Annotated in this window: 15 protein-coding genes and 1 pseudogene; 9 read left to right on the forward strand and 7 right to left on the reverse strand. The window is 70.0% G+C overall.

Going from position 1 to position 12,930, the window contains the following annotated elements; genetic code table 11:
* Positions 1-39 precede the first annotated feature (39 nt).
* Positions 40-1,107, forward strand: coding sequence for a Kelch repeat-containing protein (locus ACTMTF_RS33790; RefSeq protein WP_441114315.1), 1,068 nt, complete (start codon positions 40-42; stop codon positions 1,105-1,107).
* 25 nt (positions 1,108-1,132) lie between these two features.
* Here the strand turns inward: ACTMTF_RS33790 and ACTMTF_RS33795 are convergent, their stop codons facing one another.
* On the reverse strand, positions 1,133-2,101 hold the full coding sequence (locus tag ACTMTF_RS33795; protein WP_441114316.1) for a GlxA family transcriptional regulator: 969 nt from the start codon (positions 2,099-2,101) through the stop codon (positions 1,133-1,135).
* A 121-nt stretch (positions 2,102-2,222) separates the two neighbouring features.
* On the opposite strand from ACTMTF_RS33795, the gene ACTMTF_RS33800 reads away from it, so the two are divergent.
* The 3 genes from ACTMTF_RS33800 to ACTMTF_RS33810 all read left to right on the forward strand — a co-directional run bounded on the left by ACTMTF_RS33800 (position 2,223) and on the right by ACTMTF_RS33810 (position 4,970).
* Positions 2,223-2,861 (forward strand): HD domain-containing protein, encoded by a 639-nt coding sequence (locus ACTMTF_RS33800; RefSeq protein ID WP_441114317.1) that lies wholly within the window; start codon positions 2,223-2,225, stop codon positions 2,859-2,861.
* A gap of 27 nt (positions 2,862-2,888) precedes the next feature.
* Positions 2,889-3,875 carry an AraC family transcriptional regulator gene (locus tag ACTMTF_RS33805; protein ID WP_441114318.1) on the forward strand — a complete coding sequence of 329 codons (987 nt, stop codon included), beginning with the start codon at positions 2,889-2,891 and terminating at the stop codon, positions 3,873-3,875.
* Positions 3,876-3,941: 66 nt separating this feature from the next.
* Positions 3,942-4,970, forward strand: a complete 1,029-nt coding sequence (locus ACTMTF_RS33810) for an aldo/keto reductase (RefSeq protein WP_441114319.1) — start codon at positions 3,942-3,944, stop codon at positions 4,968-4,970.
* 79 nt (positions 4,971-5,049) lie between these two features.
* On the opposite strand, the gene ACTMTF_RS33815 is transcribed toward ACTMTF_RS33810, so the two are convergent.
* The 3 genes from ACTMTF_RS33815 to ACTMTF_RS33825 all read right to left on the reverse strand — a co-directional run bounded on the left by ACTMTF_RS33815 (position 5,050) and on the right by ACTMTF_RS33825 (position 7,708).
* Complete coding sequence (locus tag ACTMTF_RS33815; protein ID WP_397011103.1) at positions 5,050-6,276, reverse strand: family 16 glycosylhydrolase; 1,227 nt, start codon at positions 6,274-6,276, stop codon at positions 5,050-5,052.
* 110 nt (positions 6,277-6,386) lie between these two features.
* A complete protein-coding gene (locus ACTMTF_RS33820) occupies positions 6,387-6,983 on the reverse strand; it encodes a pyridoxamine 5'-phosphate oxidase family protein (RefSeq protein WP_441114320.1) in 597 nt (198 codons plus the stop codon).
* Between the two features lie 209 nt (positions 6,984-7,192).
* Positions 7,193-7,708 (reverse strand): GNAT family N-acetyltransferase, encoded by a 516-nt coding sequence (locus tag ACTMTF_RS33825; protein WP_441114321.1) that lies wholly within the window; start codon positions 7,706-7,708, stop codon positions 7,193-7,195.
* Positions 7,709-7,718: 10 nt separating this feature from the next.
* On the opposite strand from ACTMTF_RS33825, the pseudogene ACTMTF_RS33830 reads away from it, so the two are divergent.
* Both ACTMTF_RS33830 and ACTMTF_RS33835 read left to right on the forward strand, forming a co-directional pair.
* Positions 7,719-8,021 (forward strand): annotated as a pseudogene (locus ACTMTF_RS33830) (hypothetical protein); the annotation flags it as partial.
* A gap of 58 nt (positions 8,022-8,079) precedes the next feature.
* Entirely contained in the window at positions 8,080-8,667 is a 588-nt protein-coding gene (locus tag ACTMTF_RS33835) for a hypothetical protein (RefSeq protein WP_441114463.1), read from the forward strand.
* Here the strand turns inward: ACTMTF_RS33835 and ACTMTF_RS33840 are convergent.
* Positions 8,613-8,933: a DUF5713 family protein gene (locus ACTMTF_RS33840; RefSeq protein ID WP_441114322.1), complete on the reverse strand. Its 321-nt coding sequence runs from the start codon at positions 8,931-8,933 to the stop codon at positions 8,613-8,615. The two genes, ACTMTF_RS33835 and ACTMTF_RS33840, sit on opposite strands and share 55 nt — an antisense overlap.
* Positions 8,934-9,002: 69 nt before the next feature.
* Positions 9,003-9,857, reverse strand: a complete 855-nt coding sequence (locus ACTMTF_RS33845; RefSeq protein WP_441114323.1) for an SDR family oxidoreductase — start codon at positions 9,855-9,857, stop codon at positions 9,003-9,005.
* Between the two features lie 135 nt (positions 9,858-9,992).
* On the opposite strand from ACTMTF_RS33845, the gene ACTMTF_RS33850 reads away from it, so the two are divergent.
* The gene (locus tag ACTMTF_RS33850) at positions 9,993-10,841 is read left to right on the forward strand and encodes a LysR family transcriptional regulator (protein ID WP_441114324.1); all 849 of its coding nucleotides are present in this window, start codon (positions 9,993-9,995) and stop codon (positions 10,839-10,841) included.
* A gap of 12 nt (positions 10,842-10,853) precedes the next feature.
* Here the strand turns inward: ACTMTF_RS33850 and ACTMTF_RS33855 are convergent, their stop codons facing one another.
* Complete coding sequence (locus ACTMTF_RS33855; RefSeq protein ID WP_441114325.1) at positions 10,854-11,360, reverse strand: class F sortase; 507 nt, start codon at positions 11,358-11,360, stop codon at positions 10,854-10,856.
* Positions 11,361-11,694: 334 nt separating this feature from the next.
* On the opposite strand from ACTMTF_RS33855, the gene ACTMTF_RS33860 reads away from it, so the two are divergent.
* Together ACTMTF_RS33860 and ACTMTF_RS33865 are read left to right on the forward strand one after the other, a co-directional pair.
* Positions 11,695-12,753: a glycosyltransferase family 2 protein gene (locus ACTMTF_RS33860; RefSeq protein ID WP_441114326.1), complete on the forward strand. Its 1,059-nt coding sequence runs from the start codon at positions 11,695-11,697 to the stop codon at positions 12,751-12,753.
* The gene (locus ACTMTF_RS33865) at positions 12,754-12,918 is read left to right on the forward strand and encodes a hypothetical protein (RefSeq protein WP_397011117.1); all 165 of its coding nucleotides are present in this window, start codon (positions 12,754-12,756) and stop codon (positions 12,916-12,918) included.
* The last annotated feature ends 12 nt before the right edge of the window (positions 12,919-12,930 follow it).

Consider the following 12,930-nt stretch of genomic DNA (forward strand, 5'->3'; position numbering starts at 1 on the left):
TTATAGGTTGATCTTAACGCCATTACATTGGAGGTCGCGATGCGACGATGGACCGCCCTGGCACTCGGGGTCGCACTGATGGCTGCCCCCGCCGCCCCGGCCCACGCCCACCCCGGGCACCCGGAGCCGGCCGTCACGAAACCCGCCACCGTCTCGGACCCGGTCTACGGCAACGGCTGGAAGCCGCTCGCGCCGATCGCCGGTGGCGTACGGCAAGAGCACAGTGTCGTCGCGCTCAACGGCAAGGTGTACGTCATCGGCGGCATCCAGCGCGACGCCGCAGGAGCCGTGGTCACCACCACCAGCGTCGAGGTGTACGACACCCGGAAGGACTCCTGGTCGCCGAGCGCGCCCCTGCCCGTCGCCATGAACCACCCGAACGTCGCGGCGGTCGGTGGCAAGATCTACGTCCTCGGCGCCCTGTCCGGTGGCAGCTCATGGCAGGCGCTGCGTGACAGCTACGTCTACGATCCCGGGACGAACCGGTGGACCGAGCTCGCGCCGATGCCGGCCGGGACCGAGCGGGGCAGCTCCGCGATGGGCGTCCGCGGGACGAAGATCTACCTCGCCGGCGGCATGCGGACCCTGACCCCCGGGCCGGGCGGCCTTCAGGACACGGTGGCCACGGTCTCCTCCTACGACGTGGTGACCGGCCGCTGGGAGAGCCTGCCCAGCCTGCCCCAGGCGCGCGACCACGTCGGCGGCGCCATCGTCGGCGGGACGTTCTACGTGCTCGGCGGCCGGGACCGGGGGCAGGTGAACGTCCGGGACACCGTCTACGCCTTCGACCTGCGGGCCCGCCGCTGGACCGAGCGGGCGCCGATGCCGACCGCCCGTGGCGGCATCGCCGCCGCGGCCGTCGGCTCGACGATCTACACCTTCGGCGGCGAGGGCAACCCGGCCGAGGGCTCCAACGGCGTCTTCGCCCAGACCGAGGCCTACGACACGGAGCGAAACCGCTGGCAGCGGCTCGCGCCGATGCCGGTGCCGCGGCACGGCACGGCGGCGGTCGCGGTGGGCGGCACGATCTACATCCCCGGTGGCGGCGACGCGGCGGGCGCCGCCCCGATGGACGTCATCGACGCCTTCCGCCCCCGGCACCGCTGAGCGGCCTCGCCGCCGCGCCTGCGGCTCAGCCGGAGGCGCGGCCGGTGGACAGGAAACGCTGCTGGTAGGAGCGCGGCGGGATGCCCAGGTGCTGGACGAACGCCCGCCGCAGCGACTCCGAGCTGCCGAAGCCCGCCCGCTCGGCGGCGTGCGTCACCGAGTGGCCCGCGTCCAGCATCGACTTCGCCGCGTCGAAGCGGACGGCCTCGACGTACTTGGCCGGGGTCATGCCCAGCTCCTCCTTGAACAGGCGCGACAGGTGCCGGGGGCTGACGTTCGCCCTGGCGGCGAGCCGCCGCACCGAGTGGTCGCCCGCGGGATCGGCCGCCACCTCGTCGAACACCGCGCGCAGCAGGGGCGTGCGCGGGCGCGGGCCACGCAGCGACGGCGAGAACTGCGACTGCCCTCCCGGACGCTGCAGGAAGACCACCAGGGCCTGGGCGACGGTCCTGGCCAGCTCGCCGCCGTGATCCTCCTCGACGAGCGCGAGCGCCAGGTCGATGCCCGCGCTCACCCCGGCCGAGGTGTAGACCCCGCCGTCCCTGACGAAGATCGCATCCGGGTCGACGGACACCAGCGGATAGGCCCGCTGCAACGTCCGGGTGTGCTTCCAGTGGGTGGTGGCCCGGCGCCCGTCGAGCAGGCCGGCCTCGGCGAGGATGAAGGCCCCCGTACAGACCGAGGTGACGCGGGCGGCCCGTGCGGCGAGGCGCCGGGCGGCGGCCACGAGCCCGGCCCCGACGGGGGTGCCGGGGAAGAGGTCGCCGCCCATCACCAGGACGGTGTCGAGCCCGAGGTCGTCGCCGGCGCTCGCGTCCACCGGGATGCGCATGCCCGTCGAGGAGACGACCTGCTCGCCGTCGGGCGAGCAGAGCACCAGCTCGTAGCCCGCGCCCGACCGGTTGGCCTCGCTGAACACCTCGCTCGGGCCCGCGACGTCGAGCAGCTTGACGCCGTCGAACACCAGGATGCCCACGCGGTGGGCGCGAGGCATGTCCCCTCCCCTGCTCATGTCCGTATCTGTGGACAGTATGACCCACTACGCGGTGTGCCCCGCCGGCCCGTCCGGCAGTGTTGGTCCAGGTGAACGGCTGTATCACGGGAAGGACACCACCATGACAGAGACGATCGCGGGCGTACGGATCCCGGACTCGGCCCTGGCCGCCGAGGCCACCGAACTCGTCCGCCAGGCGGCGCCGCCGCTGCTGTTCCATCACTCCCGCCGGGTCTATCTCTTCGGCATGCTGCAGGGCCACCGGCTCGGCCTCGTCGCCGACCCGGAGTTGCTCTACGTCGGGGCGATGTTCCACGACCTGGGGCTCACCGAGACGTACCGGCGCGACGACCAGCGCTTCGAGCTCGACGGCGCGGACGAGGCGCGGCGCTTCCTCGCCGCGCACGAGGTGCCGGAGGCCGACATCCGCAAGGTCTGGGAGGGCATCGCCCTGCACACCACGCCCGAGGTGCCGTGGCGGCTGGAGCCGGAGGTGGCGCTGGTGACGGCGGGGGTCGAGACCGACGTGCTCGGCGTCGGCCACGACAAGCTGTCCGCCGGCGACATCGCCGCCGTGACGGCCGCCCATCCTCGGCCCGACTTCAAGCGGCAGATCCTCGCCGCCTTCACCGAGGGCTTCCGGCACCGCCCCGACAGCACCTTCGGCACGGTCAACAGTGACGTGCTGGAACACTTCGTCCCGGGGTTCCGGCACATCGACTTCGTCGAGGTCATCCAGAACTCCGCCTGGCCGGAGTAGAGGGCGGCGACAGTATTCTCGATGCGCATGGAAAGGATGCCGGACCCGCTGCTCGACGTGCTGGCGGCGCTCAACGTCCACGTCAGTCACCTGTCGGGGGTCGAGGCCACGGGTCACTGGGGACTGCGCTTCGACGCCCATGAACACATCAAGATCGGCGCGGTGCTCACCGGATCCTGCGTTCTGGGGGCGAACGGCGAACCCTCCTTGCGGCTCTCGGCCGGCGACTGCTTCCTGCTGTCCGACTTCCACTGGTTCCAGGTGGCCGACGAGCGGTCCACGCCGCTGGACGACGGTCAGCGGGTCTACCAGGCGTCCCGGACCCGGATCGTCCAGCTCGGCGAACCGGGCGCGGAGCCCACGCTCGTCCTCGGCGCCGGCGTCCACTTCCTCGACCCCACCGTCGCCTCGTTGCTGTCCGGGCTGCCGGTCCTGACAGCGATCCGAGCCGGTACGGCACCCGCCCGGGCGATCCAGCCGCTGCTCCGGCTCTGCCTGGAAGAGGCCGACCGGGTCCGGATCGGCGCACCGATGATGATCGAACGGCTCGCCGAGATGCTGTTCCTGCAAGCTGTCCGGGCCCTGGTCGAGGAGTCCGGCGGGACGACGCCGTACGGCTGGCTGGGCGCGCTGGGCGATCCCCAGATCGGCGGGTCGCTGGTGCTCATGCACCGGCAGTCGGCGCGGCGGTGGACGGTCGCCGAGCTCGGCCACGCGGTGGGCATGTCGAGAGCGACGTTCGCGGCCAGGTTCAGGCAACTGGTCGGGATGCCGCCGCTGGAGTATCTGCTGCGCTGGCGCATGCACACGGCTGGGCGGGCGCTGCTGGCCGGAGACCGTACGGTGGCGTCGGTCGCCGCCGAGTGGGGCTACGCCTCGGAGGCCGGGTTCAGCGCCGCCTTCAAGCGGGTCGTCGGGGTGTCGCCGGGACGATACCGGGCGAATCCGATGGCGGCGGCTCCCCCGCCGCAGGGCCCGCCCGCAGAGCATCTCGTAAGTTTCGCAGACGCCTGAGGATGGTCCCCTCCCACCGCCGAAGCCTAGCGTTGACGCAGGTAAACCGTAGGGGGAGGCATTTTCATGCAGTACGAGCGACTGGGCGCCACGGGAGTTTTCGTCTCCCGCATCGCGCTGGGGACCATGACCTTCGGCGGCGGCGGGACCCCGCCGTGGAACATCATCGGCGGGCTCGACGACAAGGCCGCCGACGAGATCGTCGGCGTGGCCCTGGACGCCGGGGTCAACCTCATCGACACCGCCGACATCTACGCGGGCGGTGAGTGCGAGGAGATCCTCGGCCGGGTGCTGGGCTCCCGCCGCCGGGACGTCTTCCTGGCCACCAAGCTCTTCGGGCGGATGGGCAAGGGCCCGAACGAGGTCGGGCTGTCCAGGTCGTGGGTCACCCAGGCGCTGGAAGACAGCCTCCGCCGCCTGGGCACCGACCACATCGACCTCTACCAGATCCACAGCTTCGACCCGCTGACCCCGCCCGAGGAGACCCTGAGCGCGCTCGACGACGCGGTCCGGCAGGGCAAGGTCCGCTACCTCGGCGCGTCGAACCTGGCCGCCTGGCAGATGATGAAGTACCTCGGGGCCTCCGACCTCCACCATCTGAGCAGGTTCGTCTCCCAGCAGGTGTACTACTCCCTCGCCGGGCGCGACATCGAGCGGGAGATCCTGCCGATGGCCGTGGACCGCGAACTCGCCACACTGGTCTACAGCCCGCTGGCCGGCGGCTTCCTGTCCGGGAAGTTCGACCGTACCGGCACCAGCGACGCCGACAGCCGGCGGGCGCAGGCCGACGTCCCGCCGGTCGACCCCGAGCGCGGGTACGACATCGTCGACGCCCTGCGCGTGGTGGCCGACCGGCACGGCGCCACCGTCGCCCAGGTGGCCATCGCCTGGACGCTCGCCCAGCCCGGCATCACCAGCGCGATCGTCGGCGCCCGCCGCCCCGGCCAGCTGTCCGACACCCTGACGGCCGTGGACCTCCACCTGACCGACGACGACCTGAAGGAACTGAACGCGGTCAGCGCCCTCCCCGCGCCCTACCCGGACTGGGCCCAGGGCCGCCCCGCCGACCGACTCCCCACGACCCTCCACCCCTGACCGAAGCAACGCCCGGCTCTGACCGCCTGGGGGAAGCGCCTCCCCGCGTTTCACGGGGAGGCGCTGGGCAGGTTCGCGGTCAGGAACGGGTCCACTTCTGGTTGGGGGTGCCGGCGCAGTCCCAGAGCTGGAGCTGCGCGCCGTTGGCGGTGTTGCGCTCCACGATGTCCACGCATCGGTTGGCGGCGAGGTTGACGAGGTCGCCCGCCGGGCTGAGCGTGAAGCGCTGGGCGCCGGTGCCGTTGCAGGTGTAGAGCTGGATCGGGGTGCCGTTGGCGGTGCCGGCCGCCGCCGCGTCCATGCACTTGCCCATCGCGCGGACCGTGCCGTCGCCGTTGACGGACCACTGCTGGGCGGCGGTGCCGTTGCAGTCGTACATCTGCAGCCGGGCGGCGTCCACGGGGTTGGCGGCGGGGATGTCGATGCAGCGGCCGTTCAGGTTGGACCGCAGCGCGGTGCCGGTCCCCGGGTTGTCGTTGGTCCAGGCGGAGACGCGGACGTAGTCGATCAGCATCGTCTGCGGGAACGAGGTGCTGCCGTCCGGGTTGCCCGGCCAGTTACCGCCGACCGCCACGTTCAGGATCATGAAGAACGGGTGGTCGAAGACCCACCGGTCGCCGCCGAGGTTGGCCGGCGTGATGCGGAAGTACTCCGAGCCGTCCAGGTACCAGACGATGAGGTTGGGCGACCAGTCGACAGCGTACGTGTGGAAGGTGTCACCGAGCGGCGCGCCGATCGTGCGGCTGCCGCCGATGCCTTCGCCGCCGGAGTAGCCGGGGCCGTGCACGGTGCCGTGGACGGTGTTCGGCACATGGCCGACGTTCTCCATGATGTCGATCTCGCCGGTGTTCGGCCAGTCGCCGCCGCCGAGCATCCAGAACGCCGGCCAGATGCCCTTCCCCCGGGGGATCTTGATGCTGGCCTCGAAGCGACCGTACGCCTGGGTGAACTTGTCGGCGGTCAGGATGCGGCCGGAGGTGTACCGGCAGGTGCCGTAATGGCACTGGAGGTTGGACGGGTTCTCCTGGCGTGCGGTGATGGCGAGGTGGCCCTGTCCGTCGTGCTGCACGTTGCGGGTCGAGTTGGTGTAGTACTGCAACTCGTTGTTGCCCCAGCCGCCGCCACCGATGTCGAACTTCCACTTGGTGTCGTCGATCGGCGCCCCCGCGCCCCGGTCGAATTCGTCGGACCAGGTGATGGGGCCGATGTCGGCTGCCGCCGGTTCGTCACTGGTGAAGGCGACCAGGCCGCCGGTCAGGGCGAGGAGCATGGCCGCGGCGGTGAGGAGTAGCCGGGGTTTGCGCATGTGGACCTCCGGTCTTGTGGCCCTGCCGGGGCACTGTGCTACCGGAGGCGCCTAAATTAAGAGGATGTAACACCCCGGTCACCACGCTTGTCAATAAGAAGGTTTACTTATTATTTATCCGCCTGCGGGGTCGGCGGCAGCGGCAGCGGGAGGCCAGCCAGGCCGTCGATGCTGACGGCCACGTGGTCCTTCTTCTCGAAGTAGGCGCTCAGGGACGCGTCGTCCTCACGGGCGAAGCGCCGGCTGTGCAGGTCCCGATCCTCCTCGTACGTCATCAACGGCACCGCGTAGCCGCAGGTGTCCCGGATGAGCTCGGCGTGGACGACGATGATCGCCCGCAGCCCGTGCAGACCGGCGTCGATGTCGGGGAAGTAGGCCATCAGCTCGTTCCACCGGGGGTCGTCCCGGAAGACCGGCTCGCCGCGCCCATGGACGCGCACGATGTTCGGCGGACCCTGGAAGGCGCACCACATGAGGGTGATCCGGCCGTTCTCCCGCAGATGGGCGACGGTCTCGGCGTTGCTGCCGGCGAAGTCGAGGTAGGCGACGGTGACCTCGTCGATGACCGCGAAGGACCCGGTCAGCCCTTTGGGCGACAGATTGACCGTACCGGTGGGTGAGAGCGGCGCGGTCGCGGTGAAGAACATGGGCTGCGCCTCGATGAACTCCCGCAACCGACCGTCGATACGTTCATAGCTTTTTCCCATACGCCGAATTATCTCCGGCTATCTCACATTGCGATATAATGTTTCACATTGTGGACGCAGCAGGTGTGCCAACCGAGACGTTGGCCGCTCCCCTACCGGGGGGTCGCGGGCGGCTCAGATCAGGTGAGTCATCAGCTGACGCCGCTCCTGGACAGCGGCGCTCAGGTGGAGATCGAGTGCGCGGCGACGCTCAGCCACGGCCCCCGGAGTCAGACCGGAGCCCGCTTCTCGAACAGCTCGTTCGGGCAGTCGTAGTACCTCATCGTGCGGCCCAGATGCCGCATACCGAGCCGTCGGCAGACCGCCTGCGAGGCGTGGTTGGCCGGATCCGTGACGGCGATGACCTTCGTCAGCCCGCGGCTGAACGCGTCGTCGATGACGACCCGGGCCGCTTCGGTGGCGTAGCCGCGCCCCTGGGCGTCCGTATGCAAGTGCCAGCCGATCTCGACGTCCTCCGGCCCGTCGGATGGTTCGCCTGCCGACAGGTGGATCGGCTTGAACAGGAGGTTTCCCACCAGCTTGCCGTCCACGGCTGTGGTGATGGCCCAAACTCCGTGGATCGGGTCGTCGAGTGCACGCCGCGCGATCGAGGCCAGCGCGTCCTCGCGGGTGGTCATGGTGGTACGCAACCCCGCAGGCCCGATGATCTCCCTGCCCGACTCAAGCTCCAGGAGAAAATCCGCGTCGTCGACGCGCCAGGGGCGCAGCAGAAGGCGATCGCTCATGATGGTGCGCATGCGACCGGATTGTGCCACCGTCACCGCCGTCGGGAGAAGCGACCCGGCCGAGCTTCGCGCACTCCTGGACGCCGTGGCTCACATCCTCCCCAGAAAGGACGCTCGCGTGCTTGCGAAAGGATCGGTGACCTCTGGTAAGGGATCCGCACGACCGAAGGTCCAGGACCGGCTGACGGTGGCGAGCGACCCCGGCACCCCCGCGGAAATCCTCGAAGCCATGGCGGCGGACCCCTCCCGCGCGGTCAGACGCGCCCTGGCGGCCCGGAGCGACGCGCCGTACGGAATGCTGCGCGCACTCGCCGGGGACCCGGATCTGAAGACCCGCCAGCTCCTGGTCGAGAATCCCGCCTGTCCCCCGGATGTCCTGGCCGCCCTGGTCGACGATCCTCACTGGTCGGTCCGATGGTCCCTGCCGGGACCATCCGGCCGCCGGTGTCGAGGTCCGCCGCGCCATCTGCCGGTCCACGGACGAGGTCCTGCGCCGGTTGCTCGCCGAGAGGCCCGGGCTGGATGAGGAGACGAACGCGACACTCGCCGCGGACGCCTCCCCAGAGGTCCGAGCGGGCCTGGCCGCGCACACCGATGATCCAGACCTTCTCGCCGAGTCGATACGCGACCCCGATCCCAAGGTCCGGGTCGGTGCGGCTCGAAATCCCCACCTCACCCCGGATCACCTCCGCCTGCTCGTCGACGACAGGATCGCGGCCGTGCGCATGGTCACCATGGAGTCAGATCGACTCCCGCACGACGCCTTGCCCCGTCTGGCCCACGATCGCTCGATACAGGTCCGGTTGTGGCTCGCCGCCCTGCCCACCACGCCGGAAGCCGTTTTACGGATCCTCGCCGAGGATCCTCATCCCGATGTCGCGGGCCAGGCCCGTGCAGCGGTGCGTCACCAGTCGCGGGGCGCGATCAACTCTTCCACGTCCACGTCCGCGAACCCGTAGGCCGACGCCACGAACCAGAAGTCCTCGGCGATCTCCTCCCGCGCCGTGGTCTCGATATCGGCGTCGAGCTCGTTGAACTCCTCCGTCGCCGCGTGAGTGAGGACGTACAGCGCCGCGAGGTCCGACGGCTGCTCGGCCTCGATCCGCTCGCACAGGCGCAGCAGGATCTCTTTGCCCTTGTCGACGACATGGTCAGGGAAGAAGCTGTCCCGGGCCATGCCCTTGAGGAAGGCGTGGCCGGCTACTCGCTGGTTGGTGGGCGGCAATCTGAGCTCCTTGTCGGGGTGAATCCGGTGTGCCGATCCTGCACCACGCCACCGACAACAAGCCGGGCCCTACGCGATCGCCGGCCTGAGGACCTCCCGCAGCGACTCCGGTGACCGCCCGATCAGGCGGGCGAGATCCGGTGCGACCTGCGCGAACTCGCCTCGGCGGCTCGCGGCGAACATGCCGACGAGCATGTCGGCCACCGCCTCCGGGGCCCCGTGGGCGACCAAGCCGGCCCGGTAGTCGTCGTCCGGCACGACGACCCGGCGGATGGACCGGCCCGTGAGCTCCGAGGCGAGCGCCGCCAGGCCGGTCATGTCGATCGCCTCGGCGCCGGTGAGCGCGGGGGTCACGCCGTCGAGGACGTCCTCGGTCAGGGCGATCGCCGCCGCCTCGGCCAGGTCGCCGTGGGAGGTCCACGAAACCGGGCCGTCCTGCGGCACGGCCAGTTCGCCCGTGTGGAGGGCGGTGCTGAGCAGCATGAGCACCGTTGCCGCGTAGAAGCCGTTGCGGAGGCTGGTGAAGCGGACCCCTGATCGCTCCAGCTCCGCCTCGGTGGCGGCATGATCGGGCATCGGCGCGAAGAGCGAGGCGAGGTTCGAGCCCATGTGGCTGGTGTAGACGATGCGCTCGGCCCCGGCCTTCCCGGCCATGTCGATCGCCGTCCGGTGCAGGCGCAGCGCCTCCTCACCGAGCGCGTCCACCGACACGATGAGCACCCGCGACGCCGCCTCGAACGCGTGCTCAAGGCCGACCGCGTCGGCGAAGTCCCCCCGCCGCACCCGAACTCCCCGCTCTGCCAGCTCTCGCGCCCGCTCAGGATCCCGTACGCACACACCGATGTGTTCCGGCGTGACCCGGTCGAGCAGCCGCTCGACGACCGCCCGGCCGAGCTTCCCGTTCGCACCACTGACAATGATCATGAAAGTCTTCCTTCATTCGGCATCCGCCCAGGTGCTGGGCGCGCAGTCAGACCATGCCCCGCGATGCCACCGAACGGGAAGGATCACCAAGGTCCGGCTTGTTACCCTCAGGGACATACCGATCGGAGGTGGGCCGTGGAGTCGCGACCGCTGCGTTACTTCGTCGCCGTCGCGGAGGAGCTCAACTTCACCCGCGCGGCCGAGCGGCTGGGCATCTCGCCCCCGCCCCTGTCCCGCACCATCCGCCGGCTCGAAGCGGACCTGGGCGTCACTCTGTTCGAGCGCACCACCCACAGCGTCACGCTGACCCCGGCCGGGACCGTACTGCTCGAACAGGCCCGCATCGCCCTGGAGGCCCTGCAGGCCGCCGGTCGGCGAGCGCAACGCGTCGCCGCGACCGAACCGAAACTGGTCCTGGCGGTCAAGGCCGACAGCGACGCCGGGTTGCTGGATGCCATCCTGGCCAGGCTGGCGACCGACCCGGCGGCGCTCCCGGTCACGATCCGCCTGTGCGGGTGGAATGAGCAACCGCGCCTCCTGCGCCAGGGTGAGGCCGACGCCGCCCTGGTCCACGTGCCGTTCGACCACACCGGCCTCGACTTCGAGACCGTGGCCGTCGAGCCGAGCGTCGCCGCCGTCCCGGCCGGACACCCGCTCGCCGCACGCGGCGGCGCCCGCCATGCCCGCTTCGCGGAGCTCGGCCTGCCCATCTCCGAGCTGATACGTCCCGACGAGGTCCGCCGGTACCTCGATGGGATCGTCGCTCAGTACGACGTCCGCGACCTGCCCCAGTTGCTCAAACTCGTCGAACTGGGCGAGATCATCACCCTGCTGCCCGAGTCCGTCGTCGCCCGCTACCCCCGGCCGGGCGTCGCCTACCTCCGCCTCCCGGACGCCCCGCCCGTCACCCTCGCGATCGCCTGGCCGCAACAGTCCCGATCACCGGCCACGGCGGCACTCGTCCGCGCCGCCACGTCGATGTGACAGCGGCTCGTCTCAGCGGGCGAGATGGCCGTACGCGATGATGTTGTGCTCGTAGTGCCCGCTCTGCCTGTCGAACGCCCCACCGCAGGTGACCAGGCGGATCGCCGGATAGCCCGGGTCGCCGTACACCTTGTCCGTCGGGAAGCGATCCTTGTCGACGCTCTCCACCGCGTCGATCAGGAAGACCGCCACGCTGCCGTCTCGCCGGCTCACCCGCACCTTGTCGCCGGCGCGTAGCTGTCCCAGCCGGTAGAACACGGCCGGCCCCGTGGTCGTGTCGACGTGGCCGACTATCACCGCCGCCCCCTTCGCCCCCGGCGTGGGCCCCAACCGGTACCACCCGGCGATGCCCGCTCGGGCCAGTGGGGGGACCTCGATGGTCTGGTCCGGGTTCTTGCCCAGCGTCATGAGAGAGGTCCGGACGTCGATCCTGGGGATCTCCAGCCGGACCGGCCGCGAGGCGGGCAGCGCCCGGACAGGCTTGATCTTGACCGGCGGACGGCTCGCGCTCGTGCTCATCGGAGGCTGCGGTGGCCCCTGCACCGGCAGGCCTCCTCCCGGGCGTGAGGCGTATCCGATCACACCGCCGCCGAGGAGCACAACAACACCCGAAAAGACCAAAAATCGGCCAGATCTTGTCAATCTCGTGACATAGCTCATGTTAGCCCCAACTAGCGCGATTAGGGCATTTTAGTGTTGTATTGCCACTGACACCACAGTGGGCACTCCTGTCCCGATAGGGCAGGATTTTCGCTTCTTCTCAGGACAATCCGTGCACAACCCAGCTCCGATCGCCGCCCACTGGACCGTTCCAAGACGACGCGACAAGGATGGCCGGCGCAGCCTACCCCTCGTGGACCCCTCACAGATGCGGGTCACGGTGCTGATCCCCGCGCACAACGAGGCCGCGCAGATCGGGGAGACCATCGCATCGCTGGCGCAGCAGATCCGCCCTCCCGACCGGATCGTCGTCATCGCCGACAACTGCACCGACGGGACGGCCGGGCTGGCGCTCCTGATGGGCGCCGAGGTGGTCGAGACCAGGGGCAACCGGCACAAGAAGGCAGGGGCGCTCAATCAGGTCCTTGACGACCTGCTGCCCAGGCTGGAGGTCACGGACGCGATCCTCGTCATGGACGCGGACTCCGCTCTCGATCTGGGCTTCATCCACCACGGCGTGCTACGGCTGGCCGACGGCCGCCTCGCCGCCGTCGGCGGGACCTTCTCCGGCAAACGCGGGGGCGGCCTGGTCGGGATGTTCCAGCGCAACGAGTACGCCCGCTACGCCAGGGATGTCCGCCGACTGCAGGGCAAGGCGCTGGTCCTGACCGGCACGGCGACCCTGTTCCGCGCGATCACTCTGCAGGAAGTCGTGGCCGCCCGGCGATGCGGACGCCTGCCCGGCGGGAACCATGTCTACGACGTGCGCGTACTGACCGAGGACAACGAGCTGACCCTCGCGATTCTCCACCTCGACCTGCGCATTCTCTGCCCGGCGGAGTGCACGCTGACCACCGAGGTGATGCCCACCTGGGGCGAGTTGTTCCGGCAGCGGCTGCGCTGGAAGCGCGGCGCCCTGGAGAACCTCGCCGACTACGGCTGGACCCGGGTCACCTACCCCTACTGGGGGCGGCAGGCCCTGTCTTTCGTCGGCATCGTGGTGATCGTCGCCTACCTCGGCTCGCTCACGTACACGGTGCTGACCATGGGTGGCATCGCCCTGCACCCGTTGTGGGTGGGGATCACGGCCATCTTCGTCCTCGAACGCGTGGTGACGGTACGCAGCCGCGGGCGGGTGCAGATGGCCATCGCCGCGGTGATCGTCATCGAGATGGTCTTCGACGTCTTTCTTCAGGCCGCCCAGGCGAAAGCGTTCTGGGAAGCGGCATTTCGCAAGGAAAGGAAATGGTAGATGTACAACAACCCCCCGATCGGCTCCATCGCCGCAGGCTTCGGAGGCGCCGCCGCCAGCGCGCCTTTCATGGGCATGAACGCACTATGGGTGGGCCTGGCGGTGTTCACCCTCATCTCAGCCGTGGTCGCGGTCAAGCGGGTGCTGCCCAAGCGCGAAGGGTGACATCGTCCAGCC

The organism is Nonomuraea sp. ZG12 (assembly GCF_052068115.1).
In the GTDB taxonomy this organism is placed as follows: domain Bacteria; phylum Actinomycetota; class Actinomycetes; order Streptosporangiales; family Streptosporangiaceae; genus Nonomuraea.

Excerpts from the sequence above, each read along its gene's own strand:
- ACTMTF_RS33815 (WP_397011103.1), bottom strand. The coding sequence starts at position 6,276 with ATGCGCAAACCCCGGCTACTCCTCACCGCCGCGGCCATGCTCCTCGCC.
- ACTMTF_RS33800 (WP_441114317.1), top strand. The coding sequence starts at position 2,223 with ATGACAGAGACGATCGCGGGCGTACGGATCCCGGACTCGGCCCTGGCC.
- ACTMTF_RS33820 (WP_441114320.1), bottom strand. The coding sequence starts at position 6,983 with ATGGGAAAAAGCTATGAACGTATCGACGGTCGGTTGCGGGAGTTCATC.
- ACTMTF_RS33845 (WP_441114323.1), bottom strand. The coding sequence starts at position 9,857 with ATGATCATTGTCAGTGGTGCGAACGGGAAGCTCGGCCGGGCGGTCGTC.
- ACTMTF_RS33835 (WP_441114463.1), top strand. The coding sequence starts at position 8,080 with ATGTCCTGGCCGCCCTGGTCGACGATCCTCACTGGTCGGTCCGATGGT.
- ACTMTF_RS33805 (WP_441114318.1), top strand. The coding sequence starts at position 2,889 with ATGGAAAGGATGCCGGACCCGCTGCTCGACGTGCTGGCGGCGCTCAAC.
- ACTMTF_RS33795 (WP_441114316.1), bottom strand. The coding sequence starts at position 2,101 with ATGCCTCGCGCCCACCGCGTGGGCATCCTGGTGTTCGACGGCGTCAAG.
- ACTMTF_RS33855 (WP_441114325.1), bottom strand. The coding sequence starts at position 11,360 with ATGAGCACGAGCGCGAGCCGTCCGCCGGTCAAGATCAAGCCTGTCCGG.
- ACTMTF_RS33865 (WP_397011117.1), top strand. The coding sequence starts at position 12,754 with ATGTACAACAACCCCCCGATCGGCTCCATCGCCGCAGGCTTCGGAGGC.
- ACTMTF_RS33825 (WP_441114321.1), bottom strand. The coding sequence starts at position 7,708 with ATGAGCGATCGCCTTCTGCTGCGCCCCTGGCGCGTCGACGACGCGGAT.
- ACTMTF_RS33810 (WP_441114319.1), top strand. The coding sequence starts at position 3,942 with ATGCAGTACGAGCGACTGGGCGCCACGGGAGTTTTCGTCTCCCGCATC.
- ACTMTF_RS33790 (WP_441114315.1), top strand. The coding sequence starts at position 40 with ATGCGACGATGGACCGCCCTGGCACTCGGGGTCGCACTGATGGCTGCC.